The following is a 14836-nucleotide window of genomic DNA, read 5'->3' as shown; positions in this document are numbered from 1 at the left end:
CCTCAGGCTCGACCTATCCTTTGAATTCTCATTCGCGGATCGAGGTATTCGCTGATGCTCACAGACATCAAATAGAGCGCGATGAACAAGAAGACACTCGTGGTCACAGGCGTGAGGATCCACCACCAGTAACCCAACAGAATCGATTGGTAGTTGATCGCCCAGTACAACATCGTTCCGATCATCGGTGTTTCCAGATTCAAAACACCCAGAATCGCCAAGACTATCTCCATCCCAATCGCCCAGGACATGTTTCCAATGAGTGTCGCGAATACCAGAGGAATCAGGAACGGCATATATTCCTTAAAAACTATGGCTAACGTCGAAGAACCCGAAAGGATGGCAGTGTAAGTGAAATCCCTCTCACGCAGACTCAACACCTGCGATCTTATCACTCTCGCGTCCCATGCCCAACCGAACACACCGAGCAACAGTCCGAGTCCGAGTAGGTTCATTCTACCTTTGACCATCACTGCGAACATGAGGATGATCAAAAGCAAAGGAATGATCAAGAAAGAATCACTGAGGAACATGAGAATTTTCTCAGTCTTTCCACCCTTATGACCCGCCGTCAAACCGATGATGATGGCTATGACACGTGAGACCATGCTGGCAATCAAGGACATTGTTAGAGAGTTACGCACAGCGAAGGTGAGCAACCAGAAAAGATCCTGACCGGTGGAGGTCGTGCCGAGCACGTGTGGCCACTGAGGTGGAAGATCGCGTGGCACAACGTTCCACCTGTAGGGATCGTAAGGTGAAAAGAAGGACATCACAGACAAAGCCAGAAGAACCAGAAACACTGTGAACGCGAACCTAAATCTACCGTCTCTTAGAAGATCTTTGAGTGTCCTCATCGTATTCACCTCATCTGTACCTGACCCTTGGATCGAAGATCGGATAGAGCAAATCTATCACGAGGATGCTCGTTGTGATCACGAAGATCGACATGGTCATTATGCCCATCAGTAGGTTGTAATCACCCGTGAAGATCGCATTGTAAAGCAACGTGCCTAAACCCGGGTAAGAGAAAACGATCTCCGTGATCAGTGCACCACTGAATATCTGGCCCAACGAAAGGGCCAAACCTGTGATTTGCGGGAGCATCGCGTTTCTCATGACATATCTACTCACGATTTTTGATTGGCTCAGGCCTCCGAGCCGTGCATAAGAGACGAAGTCTTCGTTCTTCACGCTTTGAACAACGAGCTTCATGGCCTGAAACCAGAGAAAGACACCTATGAGTATCAAAGACATCGCCGGTAGAAAAGCGTGCTTGAGCAGTATGAGAATGCTTCTAAGATCGAAACTTATCCTGCCTCCTATGAGAAACCCCCCACCCAGAGGAAAGATTGGAATCAAGTATGCGAAGAGTAAGAGCAACGACAAAGCCAGAACATAGTAAGGCATGGGTCTTATTACCATGGAGATCACGTCGAGGATTTTCGCCCAACTTTTCTGAGGAAAATAACCTCCCAGGGCTCCCAAGACGTTACCCAAAATCCAGGAGACCACTGTAGTAGTCAGCAAGAGCCCGAGTGTCCATGGCAAGGATTGTCTTATCAGCGAGATGACGGGTACAGGAAATTGATAATAAGACGGTCCGAAATCTCCCTTCAACAATCTTCTCCAAAAACCCCAGTACTGTTCCCAAAGTGTACCCTTCAACCCGTACAGTTCCTTGAGTGTTTCTATCATGTAATCCAACGTCTTTGGGTCCAGATAGGCCCCGGTCGAGGTGATCTGTCCGATCATCTGTTGGATGGGGTCTATGGGGAGCAATCTGGGTATGATGAAAACGATCGTGACTCCAACAACGATCACAAGAAAATACATGAGAATTCTTGGAAGGAGATACGTTTTGAAGAATCTCAAAGCTCCGACCTCCTTTGAAAATGCTGGGGCGCGGGCGCCCCAGCGTGGAGTTATTTCCTACCCGTCGGCTTCAAGAATGGGAGCATGTACTTGAAGTTTGGCCAGTGATGGTACGGCTGACAGTACATGTTCTCGGCACCTGGATAGTTCGTCCAGTAGTATTCGTCCCACGCCACGACACCTGGATAGTTGAATGTCGGTATGGTCGGCATTTCCTCGATCAACAACTTGAGACCTTCTAAGCCCACATTTATGATGCTTTCTGTGTCGTTCCAATCGGTGTCCTTGAGCTTAGCAATGACAGAGTCCATCTTTGGGTTGCTCCAACGTCCGTAGTTACCCCATGGTGCATTTTCTCCTATGGGCACAAGGTACTGAGAACTGAATGGGTCCAGCACTCTGAACAGGTCAGGGTGACCTCCCCACGGCTCTGCAGCAGGCCAGTCAGTGGTCACTTCGAACTCTCCACGTTGACCCAACGTGGCCAGAGCATCACTGGTCATGACAGTGACATCGATTCCAAACTTCTTCCAAGCCTGCGAAGCAGCGAAGCCGTTTCTGTAACTTGGATGCGCAGGGTTCGTGGTCGTCAAGATCGTGATGGTCCAGGGTTTGCCATCCGGCAACAGCCATTTTCCAGTCTTGGGATCTCTCTTGAAACCGTTCTTGATCAGCAGTTTCTCCGCCACGTCCGGCGCGTATTTGTACCAGCCGGGTCCGAAAATCTTCTTGATCTCCTCTGGATCTGTTGGAACCTTGTAACCCCTCTTTCTGGCATACTCGGCGAGCCTCTGTCCCGCGGTTGGATCGTACGGTTTGAACTTCTGTCCATCGCCGATGTCAAGTTCGAAGGACTTGAGCCATTCTTCGATACGTGTGAAGTACCAATCGTAGTAAGCGCTCGTCAGCGGTATATGGATCGGACTCAGCGTCACTGCACCGTCGAACGCGTTCGCTGCATACTCGACGATGTCGATGGCCAGCGTCAAAGCCCATCTGACCTCACGATTGTTGAACGGTTCGATTGCGTTGTTGAAATGTAGTCCTGTCACGCACGGGTCTATGTTCACAGTCCACGGATAGTCCCGTCTCCAGGCCCTCGCTGTGTTGACTCTTTGCAGCACGGCTCTGAGCCCTTCCATGGTCAGGTCCGCCGCGTCAAGTTCGTGTCTGGCCATGGCAAGCACCTGCTGTTCTGCTGTACCGAACGTTTGGATCAAGACGTACTTCGGTGCGGGTTTACCATAGAGCATTCCGGTGGGTGTTCTCTGCCAGTCCTCTCTGAGCTCCCACAGAGTCCAGTATCCACCTGGATCGTACGCCTTGAGCACGTAGGGTCCTGTTCCAACTGGTGGGTTGAACTCGAACGTCATCGGATCCTCCACTTTCTCGAAAACATGTTTTGGAAGTATCCTCAATGCGCCCCACCTGTCGAGCAGGTACGTGTGGAACCTCGAATTTGGCTCGGTGAGTTTCAGCACGACGGTGTAGTCATCGATCTTCTTCACTTCTGCGACGGACTGCATCTGTGCGTTGTAGCTCATGCCCGGAACTTTCTTGACGAGTTCGATCGTGTACACCACGTCGTCCGCCGTGAACGGCACGCCATCGCTCCAGTAAACGCCTTTCCTCAACTTGATCGTGAGCTCGGTGAAATCAGCGTTGTAGATCGGTGGTTCTGCCGCCAAGGCGTTGATGATCTCACCGGTCGCGTACTCCACACACCACAGCGGTTCAAGCAGCAGGTTCTGAATGCCTCTGTCTTGCCAGCGCCATCCTGCCCAGAGGTTGAAGTTGCCTGGTGTTCCGACACGTCCCGTCAGCTGGTTGGCGATGAACGTCTCATGTCTTGGCACGTTGGCCGCAAGTTGCGCCAGGGTCAAGCAGGCTAAGAGCAGTGTTACTACCAGCAGTACTTTCCTCATGCGTACACCCCCTCGTTTTTGGTTTCTTCCTGCAAAAATTATAACGGAAATGTATTATCGCTTACAAAGTCCGTTACGGACCATTTTCGTGCATGAACACCCGCCATTTGCGATTTTTATCCCGAATCTTTCCTTTTCGTTCAATATCTCACTCTTTCTCACTTTGTCTCTCTCGCACACACGATGTTACAATCGGCTGGTAGAAACTCAAACTTGTTCACAGGGGGTGAAGTCGTGAGGAAGTTGTTCTTCGCGGTTGTCTTGGTGCTTGTAGCAACTTGCTCCGCATCGAATGGATTGGAGGGAGAATCCTTGAGGTCATTAGCCGAGAAACTCGGCATCTACATCGGTTATGCCTCTATCAACCATTTTTGGACTATTCCGGATTCCAACAGATATATGGAGATGGCGAGGAGGGAATTCAACATACTCACGCCCGAGAACCAGATGAAGTGGGATAGTATTCATCCGGAGCCTGACAGGTACAACTTCAGTTACGCAGAGCGTCATGTCGAGTTCGCTTTGGAAAACAACATGCTCGTTCATGGTCACACCCTGGTTTGGCACAACCAGCTCCCGTTCTGGTTGAACAGACAATGGACCAAAGAAGAACTCCTGAAAGTCCTTGAGGACCACATCAAAACAGTCGTTGGTCACTTCAGAGGAAGGGTGAAGATTTGGGACGTGGTGAACGAAGCGGTCAGCGACATGGGCAGTTACAGAGAGACCATTTGGTACAAGACTATAGGACCCGAGTACATCGAAAAGGCGTTCGTGTGGGCAAGACAAGCCGATCCGGAAGCGATCCTTATATACAACGACTACAACATAGAAACGATCAATCCCAAATCGAACTTCACCTACCAGCTAATCAAGGAACTGAAAGAAAAAGGTGTACCGATAGACGGCATCGGTTTTCAAATGCACATAGACATCAACGGAATAGACTATGACAGTTTCAGAAACAACTTGAAGAGGTTCGCTGATCTCGGTTTGAAGCTCTACATCACGGAAATGGATGTGAGAATACCCAAGAGCGCAACTCAAAAAGACTTGGACAGGCAGGCAGAAATCTACGCGAAGATCTTCGAAATCTGCTTGGAGAATCCTGCGGTCCAAGCCATACAGTTCTGGGGTTTCACGGACAAGTATTCTTGGGTACCGGGCTTTTTCGCAGGCTACGACCACGCTCTGATCTTTGATAAAGATTACAACCCCAAACCTGCGTATTTTGCGATAAAAAGGGTGCTCGAAGCCAAAGTGAGCAAAGGGCGCTGAAACTCTTCTCTTTTCATCATTCTGCCCCGCTTGCGGGGCTTTTTCTGTTACAATCTAACCTTGAGCTGGGGGTGAACTCGTGATCTTCGCGGTTTTCGAGTCACTCTGTCCAAACTGCGGTGGACGAATCGATGCCGAAAGACTCGAAAAGGGTCTGGTGTGTGAGCGGTGCCTTCCAGAGCCAAAGGAAGGTGATCTGTGCGAACTGCTGGAAAAAAGACAGTTCTATGAAAGTGTTTGTGAACTGATGGAAAAAGAGCGACGCTTTGCTGAATTCTTTCACCTCGGTGTCGGCAACCCTCCGTGGTCACTTCAAAGGCACTGGGCAAAACGAATATTCCAGGGTCAAAGTTTTGCCATCGTTGCGCCTACTGGAGTGGGCAAGACCACTTTCGGTGCGGCCATGGCCTGTTTCCTTGAGGGCAAAGCTTACATCCTCGTTCCAACCCGTGTACTTGTTAAGCAGGTCAAGCAACGCTGCGAATCTCTTTCGAACAAAAGGGTAATCGCGTACACGGGTAGAGAGAGCGAGAAAGAGAGAATTCGGAAGGGCGATTTCGATGTTCTCATTACGACGAACATGTTTCTTTCGAGAAATTTCGATGCACTCGAAGATAAAAGATTCGATTTCATCTTCGTCGATGACACAGACTCTCTTTTGAAATCTGGCAAGAATGTGGACAAAGTGCTCAGACTGCTCGGTTTCACCCAGCGGCAGATAGATCTGGCCGTTAGAAACCAGCTTCAGGAAGAGCCTAAACCAAAAGGTATCTTGGTGGTGTCTTCGGCAACGCTCAGACCAAAGACGAACCGCGCGGTACTTTTCAAAGAGCTTCTCGGCTTTGATGTTTCGCCCGTTCGCATTTCTCTCAGAAACGTTCTGGACACTTATCTGCATGTTGGGAACGAAGAAGAAGCGCTTGAACGATTGGTGGAATGGATCAGAAAGCTCGGAGATGGTGGTTTCATCTACATCAGTTCAAGGTTTGGTAAAGAGGGTGTCGACAAGATCGTGTCCTGGTTGAGGAAGCACAAGATCGAGGCGGTGAGTTACGAAGAGTTCGACCCGGGGGAGTTCAGAAAAAAGAAGTTCAAAGTCGCCGTGGGGATTTCCATGCCCAACAACGTTTTGGTCCGTGGGCTCGATTTACCGGACGTTGTACGATATGCCATCTTCTTGAATGTTCCACACGTGTCTTTTCCCATGAGATTCGAGAACGAGAACGTTCAGCGTGCTTTACTCGTGGCTCTGAGGAATCTCGTTCAAGACGAGAGGATAGAGAAATACCTGTCTTGGATAATTTCGAAGCGTAGAAGAACCATCGATCAGTCACAGGAAATTGCGAAATTTCTCAGCGAACAGTTGAGCAAAGAAGAGATCTTGGAGAAACTAAAAAGTTCCAACGATGTGCTGATTGAAGAGAATGATAGTGATTTGTTCATCAGCCTTGCGGATGCGGCAACGTACGTTCAAGCTTCAGGCAGAACTTCGCGCATGTTCGCTGGTGGTGTGAGTCGAGGAATTAGTCTTGTGATTTTTTGGAACGAAAAGTTGTTCAACAATCTCAAAAAGAGGCTGAGACTGTTCTTCGATGAGATCGATTTCGTACACGCAGAAGACGTTGACTGGCAGCAAGAGCTCGAGAGAGTCGACGAAGATCGCAACAAGATCGTGAAGCTTTTTTCCGCGAAGATGCCTACACAGATCTCGGTGAAGTCGAGCCTGGTGATCGTTGAATCTCCGAACAAGGCTCGAACTATCGCGCGTTTTTTCGGTACTCCGCAGATGAGGTTCGTCGACGATGTGTTAGTGTGGGAAACGACAACGGGGGATCGTTTGATCGCCATAACGGCCTCGCTCGGTCATGTGTTTGACCTGGTTGAGAACGAAGGTTTGTACGGTATCTTAGAACAAGGTGACCATTATGTGCCGATCTACGCATCGATCAAGGTCTGCGAGGAGTGTCGGGAACAGACGACGAACCAGACTTGTTCCAAGAAACATGCCAAGATCCAGGACAAACTGAAACTGATCAGCGCGTTCAGAAAGCTCGCAGTACAGTTCGATGAAATCTTGATCGCCACAGACCCTGACGCCGAAGGGGAAAAGATCGCTTACGACTTGACCTTGGCTTTGAGGCCCTTCAACGGCAACATCCGGCGTGCCGAATTTCACGAAGTCACCAAGAACGCATTCACACGTGCAATTGACGTTACGAGAACGGTCGACGAGAATCTGGTGAAAGCGCAAATAGCCCGACGGATACTGGACAGATGGGTTGGATTCGAACTTTCGAGCAGACTGTGGCGTGCTTTCAAGAGGTACGACCTCTCCGCCGGCAGGGTGCAAACACCTGTCTTGGGGTGGGTCATCGAACGGACCGAGCTTGTGAAGCAGAGAAAAGCGCTTGTGAAACTGCTCGTTCGAGACGAGGTTCAAAACAGTGTGTGGCTCAGTTTCGAAATGGATAATCCGCTTGCTGCCAAGAAGCTCGTAAGCGAGCTGGCCGGAAAGAAGCTGAGCATTGTTGGGCAGTTCGAACAAGACCTCCAACCACCCAAACCTTACAACACCGCAACGATCTTGAGCGAGCTCGCAGGAAGAGTCTCTTCTTCGATGCTCATGGACATCCTTCAAGAACTGTTTGAACAAGGGCTCATCACTTACCACAGGACCGATAGTTTCACTGTCTCAGAGGCAGGGATCAAGCTTGCCGAGCAGATCATTTCAGAAGATTTCTCACGAGAGCTCTTTCATCCGCGCCGCTATCCATCAGAGGGTGCTCATGAATGCATAAGGATAACGAAACGTTTGAAAACCGAAGAACTTCGACTCTGGATTGAACTTGGAAAGGTCAGTTTCTCTAATCCAAAACAGTCTTTGTTCGTGTACGACGCGATCTACAGGAAGTTTCTCGCTTCGCAGATGAAACCAACCAAAGTCTTGAAGAAGAAGCTCCGACTCGAGCTGGCCTCTAACACTTTCGAATGGGAACTCGTCGACGGCATCATTGAGCACGGCTTCGATCTGATATTGCCATTCAAAGTGCAACATCTGGAAGGCAAACCGTTCGTAGCTTCAGTCGACATCAAGCTCGTACCCAAGATGGTTCCTTTCACGCAAGGAAGCCTCATAAAACAGATGCAGGAGAGGGGCCTTGGGAGGCCGTCTACGTACGCGAAGATCGTGCAGAATCTGCTCGAGAGAGGATACATAGTTCAAAGAGGAGAGTACTTGTTCGCCACTGCACTTGGACGTCGAGTTTTCTTGTGGCTGAACGAGCACTATCCCAACTTCGCCAGTGAGTTACTGACGCGGGAGCTCGAGGAAAAATCAGACCTCATAGAGCGTGGTGAGATGGATCATCAGGAACTCATCAGATCTCTCAGACTGAGTGAACTTTTCTCTTGAAACGGTGCTAAAATACTGTTCACACTGTCGTGGCACCGTGAGGTGGTAATGGATGCTGTACGTGCTCTCGGCAATTTTTCTGGGTTGGATCCTCGGCGCGAACAACACAGCGTCCATCTTTGGGCCTGGTATCGCATCGGGTGTTTTCAGCCATAGAAAAGTTGCGTTGATTGGCTCTGTTTTCGTCGTGCTCGGCGCACTGATCAATGGAAGCGAGGGGTTGAAAAATCTTTCCTCGCTGGGTTCAAACTATGCGTATGATGGTGCGATAGTGCTTTTGTGTGCGGGATTAACCATGCTTGCACTGACAAGACTTGGTTTCCCGGCCTCGGCCACCCAGACTGTCTTTGGCGGTATGGTCGGAGCAGGACTGGTACGTGTAGGAGTCGCAAGTATGAACTGGCACATAGTTGCACGATTCCTGCTGTCTTGGGTCTTGACGCCCCTTTTTGCCGCTCTGACTGCCTTTTTCATCTATCACGTGCTCGCGTTCTTTTTCAGAAAAATTCACCGAACTCAGTTTCAAGACATATTCGTTTACATCGCTTCGTGGCTCGCAGGGCTGTACGATGCGTACGCGCTGGGTGCCAACAACGTTGCGAACGTCACGGGTCCGGTGCTGATTCATCTCTCTTCCTTAGAGCTGGCCGCATTGCTCGGTGGTTCTTCCATCGCCTTAGGTGTCATTTTCAGCAGTAGGAAGGTCATAGACACGGTTGGAAAACAGATCGTTGCACTCGATCATTTCTCATCGCTCGTTGCGATGCTCGCTCAGGCCACCACTCTCTTTACCTTCAGTTTTGTCGGGATACCCGTTGCGGCTTCGCAAGCCATCGTGGGTGGGGTGATAGGAGCAGGTTATGCAAGAGGTATCAAGCTTTCGAGTTGGAAAACCGTGCTGTCAATGATGAGTGCGTGGCTGTTGGCCCCCTTAGCTTCTGGTGTGCTCTCGGCATTCGTGTGTAGATTCTTCTGAATAGGCAATTGGTACAATGTTAACTGTTGAACCGCAATCTCTTGGGAGGTGAGCGCATGAGGAAGTTGTTGATCGTTTTGCTCGTGGTTAGCCTGTTGAGCGTAGGTGTGGCCCAGAAATGGCCAGCCCAATTGAGGTTCGTTTCTGGACCTTCAGGAGGAACCTGGTTCGCGCTCGGTGGTACACTTGCGGGAATGTGGACAGAAAGCGTCATACCCATGACAGAAAATAGTGTTCCGCAAGCCCTTCTCCTTCAGGGGAATGGGTAAGGAGCTTGTTCGTTATTAGCATGTGTTATAAATTGCATAGGGCGAAACAATGTCAAGATATATAGTCAGAACTTATAAAGTGCCTGTTCCGAGAGAATTGTATCCTCTGTGTTCTGAGCTGAACAGACTCGCTGGTCGAATCTACAACAAAACCATGTCGCTGGTCAAGAAAGTAAAAAGCAAGAAAGGTTTCTGGCTTTCACCAGGAGCAGCACAAAAATATATCCTGCGTTGGAGTAGCACTATCGATATCCATACCCATTCCAAACAGGCTATAGTTCAGCAATACTTTCAGGCGCTTAACAGTTACTTTACTGCAGTCAAGACAAACCCACAGTTGAGACCACCACATAAGAAGAAAAGGTTTATGCCGTTCATCTGGAAAGATACTGCTATAAAACTTTCACCAGAAGGGGTTCTGAAACTTTCAATGGGTAGTAGTCAAAAGCCAATTTTGATACAAACGACACTGCCAGCCGGTACAACAATTAGGCAAGTAAGACTTGTGTATGAGGCTGAGAAATATTATCTTCACCTTGCAAAGCATCAAATAACGGACATACTGCACAAGATAACCAGCAACTTTCTTGGCATATGTGCACAAAGAAAGATTGCAACCATCATGATTGGCGATGTCACAAACATTCGAGAGCGTGTAGAAGGGAACGATAACTTTAATCAAAAAGTTCATCAGTGGTGTTTCAGGAAGATGGTGGACATGATAACCTACAAAGCACAGCTACTGGGGATTCAGGTCTGTCCTGTATGTGGTAGCAAGAATCATGCGGTTGGTCGCAACTATGAGTGTAAAAGTTGTGGATTTAGTTATCACAGGGACGGAGTAGGAGCGATAAACATCTGGCAGAGGTATCTTGGGAAGAAGTTCCAAGTAGTAGCGGGATTGGCACCCGTCAGAGGTGTAAGGTTCAAACCACACCTCTGTGGCCATGGAGTATCAAATGCTCCGTGGAAGGCAGCCTAAAGAGCTGCTAAGAATCCCATCCCCTTCAGGGGATTGGGAGTGTCAAATCTCGGACTGATCGATGGATCTTCAAGAGAGAAGAGAAATGAATAGGAAATCTCAGCCCCCTGAGCGGGGCCTTTTATTTTTTTTTCATTGTATCAGAGAGTTGAACTTGTTCCTCTGCTCGGTGAGAAAGTTTTCGAGCTTTTCCATGTCCAACTCCGCTAAGAGCACGGCACTACCTTCCAAAGATTCGTTTCTCACGATGTATCCGTCGTGGTTCTGGGTGATGGGAATGGGACCACAGACGCAGGCCTTATCCTTCAGACGATTGCGGGCCACTTTTCCAACAAGAGTCGCTTTGAGACTGTAATATCCCACCATTTGCGCGTGTGACCAGAAGTGATACTTGTCGTCCCACTCGTTGTAAACGTTGCTCCCGCTTGTGGGTGTCACTACGATCCTGATCCCATCTTCCACCAGACTGGAAAGAAACTCGCTGTTCGTGAGCCAGCGTTTCGGTACGAGCGCCAGGCCCCGATCCTTTACCAAGACTCTCTTTTCAGCAATGAACCTACCCTGACCGCAGAGCTTCAATCCGTGTACCGTGCCGAACGCTACCACACAGTTCATCTTCCTCGAGACTTCAGCCATGAACCATTCGCACTGTTGTGTAACAGGATCCGGAATGCCGAGTCCGTTCTTCGGGAATCTTTTAAAAAAAGGAAGGGACCAGATACCGTTGACGAAGAACAGATCCGTGAGCGCCGGGAAAACGACCACGTGAGGCATAAAACTCGAAATCTTTGAAAGGATCGAGAGAAAAAAATCCGCAAAGACCCTGCCATTTCTCAGGCTGGGGTCGTACTCAAGTTGCAACACGGCTGCTCGGACAACGTTATTTGGTTCAGAACGTTTTCGTGAAGGCGGCAAACCTCTTAGTAGCTTCCAGAATCGCACAGAGAAAGGATTCATATTTCCCTCAGCTGGCGAGGCTCTTCACACTGAAGGTCTTGCCGGAGTCTGTTCGAGACACGTCGAGCTCAACAACACACGAGGAAGTGGCATCGAAGAGTATCCCAGAGTGCTCCCTACCCTGACCTGGCACACAGAAGAAGAGGTGGGTCGCGTCACCGTGTTTTGCCAACAACACGATGGGTACGTTGAACTCTCTACTCGAGCCCCAGCAGATCGTTTTGGCCAACAACAGTTCTTCCGGTTTTGACACATCCTGAAAGACGAACAGAACGTTGGCACCAAGGTCGGCAGCCTTTTTTGCGTACCTCCAGTTCATGAAACCCGTTGCCACTGCGAACAGTCCTTGCGGGAGTTCGAGCAAGTGAAAACCAGAGCCGTAGCTTGTCTCCTCGGAAAAATTGGAAAGCAGGATGTAACCTCTCTCACTTCCGAGCAGGTAGAAGTTCGCACCGGCGATCGGTTGCTCCACCCAGGAGACCGCAAGGTCAACGTGGAAAAATTCGCTCAGCACAATCTGCCTTCCAACGAGAAGCCTCACTCGTTCACCTCGAAGAAATTATAACACAAAGGGAGGGCACCAATGCCCTCCCCTGGCGGGGACGACGGGATTTGAACCCGCGACCACCGGTGTGACAGACCGGCATGCTAAACCAGGCTGCACCACGTCCCCGACTCTCCAGCGATACTTAGTATATCATAGACCTCCAGAAAGATTCAAGAGGTATTTTTTTGAGTCTCAGACCTTTCTGGTTCTCACGAAGTTCTCTATGGATCTATCCCAGGTTTTCTCCACATCGTTTGAGAAATAACACGCAGGAAGTTCTCCACTGCTCCTGTGGTAGGCCAGGCACTCACAACAGATGCCCTTTCTTGGGCATCCCGGATAAGAACAGTTGCACCTTTTGAGGTTCTTCTCCTTGTTCACGCAGTTCATTTTGAATCCCTCCTCATTCGGATTTCAAGAAAAGGTTAGCAGCGACAGTCAGCATTGTCAAACCACAGATCAGGAAAAGCGCGTTTATTCCCCAAAAGATATGCGAATTCATGAGTTGGAATCCCGCGGAAGCCCTGACCAGATCGGCAACATACTTCACAGGCAAAACATAAGCGAGCCACCTCACGTAAGATGGCATCCAGTGAACGGGGAAATACACACCAGCGAAGAACATCATGATCGTGTTTAACAGAGAAGCGACGTTCGAAGCAGTCTGAGGTTGTTTGAAGATCGCCGTCAGTAGCAATCCCAACGCCATCATGCCCAAGGTGGAGAACACTAAGGTCAGAATCAACTTGAACCAGTTGAACGGTATGCCGGCGTTGAAAAACAGTCGGGCAAGGAACAAGGTCATGAACAAAGAGAGGAAACTCATGAGAACTCGTACGAAAGCCACAGCAGAAACTATCTTCACTGGTTTAACGGGCGTCAGGATTATTCTTCTCAAAGCACCTCTCTTTCTGTAATTGCCGAACACGGTTATCATAGAGAACATGCCGTTCGAGAGAACCGAGATCGCTATGACACCGGTCAGAATGTACTCAAAAGTCGTGATCTTTTTTCCCGAAGGACTGTGCTCCATCCTCGAAACCGTGAAATAAGAACGCGCGTTGTTCAGTTTCTTCTCCAAAATACTCTTCACAACGATCTGGAGCATTTTGACTTCCCCAACGACATTCGTGTTCCTTTCGTTGTAAAAGAGCTCAACGTTGGAACCGTTCATGCTCAGTCCGATCGAAAGCTCACCCTTTTGGATAGCAGACACCAACGCTTCACGATCCGAGAAAAATTTGAAGCGCCATTTTCCAACCCCTTCAAGTTCTTTCAACACATCTTCGTTCAGCTGAGCGATTCCCACGGTACGTGCAGACTCACTGGTCGAGCCGAACACGAAACCAAAGATTATCAAGAAAACCACGGGAAACAGAATGCTGAAAAACATTTCCAGCCTGTTCCTCGCAGAATCCAGAAACAGAAGTTTCACAAGCGTTAAGAGCTCACTCATAACCCATCACCCTCTTGAAATTGACGACGAACAAAACCAGAGATAGCACGAACCATACGGATGGAACCAAGAAGGTTTGAAGCGAACTGAAAGAGTACACGTTCTGTCCCAGGCTCTTCCTCAGATCCTCGACCAAGTAGGTCGTCGGTAACGCCAAACAGATCCACTCCAAAGGCTTTGGTAAGCCGAAGTTCAAGAGTGGAAAGTAGAAACCTCCCAAGAACATCAAAATCTGGTTCATGATCTGGCTGACTACCAGAGCGGACGAACTCTTCTTGAACAAGGCTGTGATCATTATGCCCAGGCTGAAGAAAACCATCATCGTGAACAAAAGTTTGAGGATAAACTCAAGAGAGAGACAGGAAGGCTGCACTCTGTAGACCATCATTCCAAAAACGTATATCAACACGCAGGAGATCATCATTATGAAACCCATCGACAGAAGCAACGATGTGAAATACTCGAAAGGTTTCACTCCACACGTGAAGAACCTTTTGTTGATTCCAACCTCTCTGTTGTAAAGGATGTTCAGCGGAAGATTGAACAGACATATCGCCAACCAAGACATCAGAATCACTGCTGGGAAGAGATAGGTCGGATAGTGAAAGTCGCTTTCTTCCACGTTCGACACGGGTTTTTCTTGGATCTGAACCTCAACGTAGGATCTGGCCAAGCCTGCTCGCTTGAAGAATTCCAAGTTCGCTTGCTCGAAGATCGTCTGAAGCAACTGAGCTGCCATCTCTGATTCCTGATGGGCTTTCAAACAATGTACTTCCAACTCGGGCAGGTTTCTATCCTGTTTCGTCAAAACAACCCAGGTGAGTCTTCCACTGAAACCTGAAGGAACCTTCAAGACGACGTCGAGTTTTTTCTTTTTCAAATCCTCCAGAGCTTTCTCCAAGGTGTCGTATTCGCTCAGTTGAAATGGCTCAGGTTGAACCGCCTTCAAAACTTGGTTCAAAAACTCGGCGAATCCCACCAAACGCTCTTCGAAAACCACACCGACTTTGAAGCTCACACTCTCCGTCGAACCTCCACTCCAAAAAACCGAGGTCAAAACGAAGAACAAAAAAAGAGGAAAAACAAATGGCCAGAAGATCCCGTTGAAATCCCTCACGCTGTCCAGAAGAAAGGCCTTCGCCAATTTGAACAAGCAAAC

At 49.0% G+C, this 14836-nt stretch carries 13 protein-coding genes and 1 tRNA gene; 5 read left to right on the top strand and 9 right to left on the bottom strand.

Features of this window, described 5'->3' with window-relative positions; genetic code table 11:
• Nucleotides 1-2: 2 nt before the first annotated feature.
• Genes AJ81_RS07920 through AJ81_RS07910 form a run of 3 tightly spaced genes read right to left on the bottom strand, consistent with a single transcriptional unit; the run spans nt 3 to nt 3800 of the window.
• Nucleotides 3-857: an ABC transporter permease gene (locus AJ81_RS07920; protein WP_031505020.1), complete on the bottom strand. Its 855-nt coding sequence runs from the start codon at nt 855-857 to the stop codon at nt 3-5.
• A gap of 10 nt (nt 858-867) precedes the next feature.
• Nucleotides 868-1875, bottom strand: a complete 1008-nt coding sequence (locus tag AJ81_RS07915) for an ABC transporter permease (protein WP_031505019.1) — start codon at nt 1873-1875, stop codon at nt 868-870.
• 50 nt (nt 1876-1925) lie between these two features.
• Nucleotides 1926-3800, bottom strand: coding sequence for an ABC transporter substrate-binding protein (locus tag AJ81_RS07910; protein WP_031505018.1), 1875 nt, complete (start codon nt 3798-3800; stop codon nt 1926-1928).
• A 234-nt stretch (nt 3801-4034) separates the two neighbouring features.
• Between AJ81_RS07910 and xynB the strand changes: the two genes are divergently transcribed.
• The 5 genes from xynB to AJ81_RS07885 all read left to right on the top strand — a co-directional run bounded on the left by xynB (nt 4035) and on the right by AJ81_RS07885 (nt 10717).
• On the top strand, nt 4035-5078 hold the full coding sequence (gene xynB / locus AJ81_RS07905) for a xyanlase XynB (protein ID WP_031505017.1): 1044 nt from the start codon (nt 4035-4037) through the stop codon (nt 5076-5078).
• A 79-nt stretch (nt 5079-5157) separates the two neighbouring features.
• Nucleotides 5158-8490 (top strand): reverse gyrase, encoded by a 3333-nt coding sequence (rgy, locus tag AJ81_RS07900; protein ID WP_031505016.1) that lies wholly within the window; start codon nt 5158-5160, stop codon nt 8488-8490.
• 52 nt (nt 8491-8542) lie between these two features.
• Nucleotides 8543-9466 (top strand): inorganic phosphate transporter, encoded by a 924-nt coding sequence (locus AJ81_RS07895; RefSeq protein WP_031505015.1) that lies wholly within the window; start codon nt 8543-8545, stop codon nt 9464-9466.
• Between the two features lie 56 nt (nt 9467-9522).
• The gene (locus tag AJ81_RS07890; protein ID WP_031505014.1) at nt 9523-9735 is read left to right on the top strand and encodes a hypothetical protein; all 213 of its coding nucleotides are present in this window, start codon (nt 9523-9525) and stop codon (nt 9733-9735) included.
• 49 nt (nt 9736-9784) lie between these two features.
• Nucleotides 9785-10717, top strand: coding sequence for an IS200/IS605 family accessory protein TnpB-related protein (locus AJ81_RS07885; RefSeq protein WP_039658582.1), 933 nt, complete (start codon nt 9785-9787; stop codon nt 10715-10717).
• 132 nt (nt 10718-10849) lie between these two features.
• On the opposite strand, the gene AJ81_RS07880 is transcribed toward AJ81_RS07885, so the two are convergent.
• From AJ81_RS07880 to AJ81_RS07855, 6 genes are all read right to left on the bottom strand, one after another.
• Nucleotides 10850-11578, bottom strand: coding sequence for a hypothetical protein (locus AJ81_RS07880; protein ID WP_144316866.1), 729 nt, complete (start codon nt 11576-11578; stop codon nt 10850-10852).
• Nucleotides 11579-11681: 103 nt separating this feature from the next.
• Nucleotides 11682-12215 (bottom strand): hypothetical protein, encoded by a 534-nt coding sequence (locus AJ81_RS07875; RefSeq protein WP_031504082.1) that lies wholly within the window; start codon nt 12213-12215, stop codon nt 11682-11684.
• A gap of 53 nt (nt 12216-12268) precedes the next feature.
• Nucleotides 12269-12347, bottom strand: a tRNA-Asp gene (locus tag AJ81_RS07870).
• Nucleotides 12348-12413: 66 nt separating this feature from the next.
• Complete coding sequence (locus AJ81_RS07865; RefSeq protein ID WP_031504084.1) at nt 12414-12611, bottom strand: DUF6485 family protein; 198 nt, start codon at nt 12609-12611, stop codon at nt 12414-12416.
• 13 nt (nt 12612-12624) lie between these two features.
• The gene (locus AJ81_RS07860; protein WP_031504085.1) at nt 12625-13677 is read right to left on the bottom strand and encodes an ABC transporter permease; all 1053 of its coding nucleotides are present in this window, start codon (nt 13675-13677) and stop codon (nt 12625-12627) included.
• Nucleotides 13670-14830: an ABC transporter permease gene (locus AJ81_RS07855; RefSeq protein ID WP_051368761.1), complete on the bottom strand. Its 1161-nt coding sequence runs from the start codon at nt 14828-14830 to the stop codon at nt 13670-13672. The genes AJ81_RS07860 and AJ81_RS07855 overlap by 8 nt, the downstream gene beginning before the upstream one ends.
• Nucleotides 14831-14836: the final 6 nt, after the last annotated feature.

It is taken from the genome of Pseudothermotoga hypogea DSM 11164 = NBRC 106472 (assembly GCF_000816145.1).
GTDB lineage: Bacteria > Thermotogota > Thermotogae > Thermotogales > DSM-5069 > Pseudothermotoga_A > Pseudothermotoga_A hypogea.
The sequence above is the reverse complement of the archived record's forward strand: the minus strand, read 5'-3'. Positions and strand labels throughout refer to the sequence as shown.

Bases quoted from the DNA above. Each gene is read 5' to 3' on its own strand.
- AJ81_RS07895 (WP_031505015.1), top strand. From the start codon at position 8,543: ATGCTGTACGTGCTCTCGGCAATTTTTCTGGGTTGGATCCTCGGCGCG.
- AJ81_RS07910 (WP_031505018.1), bottom strand. From the start codon at position 3,800: ATGAGGAAAGTACTGCTGGTAGTAACACTGCTCTTAGCCTGCTTGACC.
- AJ81_RS07885 (WP_039658582.1), top strand. From the start codon at position 9,785: ATGTCAAGATATATAGTCAGAACTTATAAAGTGCCTGTTCCGAGAGAA.
- AJ81_RS07860 (WP_031504085.1), bottom strand. From the start codon at position 13,677: ATGAGTGAGCTCTTAACGCTTGTGAAACTTCTGTTTCTGGATTCTGCG.
- AJ81_RS07920 (WP_031505020.1), bottom strand. From the start codon at position 857: ATGAGGACACTCAAAGATCTTCTAAGAGACGGTAGATTTAGGTTCGCG.
- AJ81_RS07865 (WP_031504084.1), bottom strand. From the start codon at position 12,611: ATGAACTGCGTGAACAAGGAGAAGAACCTCAAAAGGTGCAACTGTTCT.
- AJ81_RS07890 (WP_031505014.1), top strand. From the start codon at position 9,523: ATGAGGAAGTTGTTGATCGTTTTGCTCGTGGTTAGCCTGTTGAGCGTA.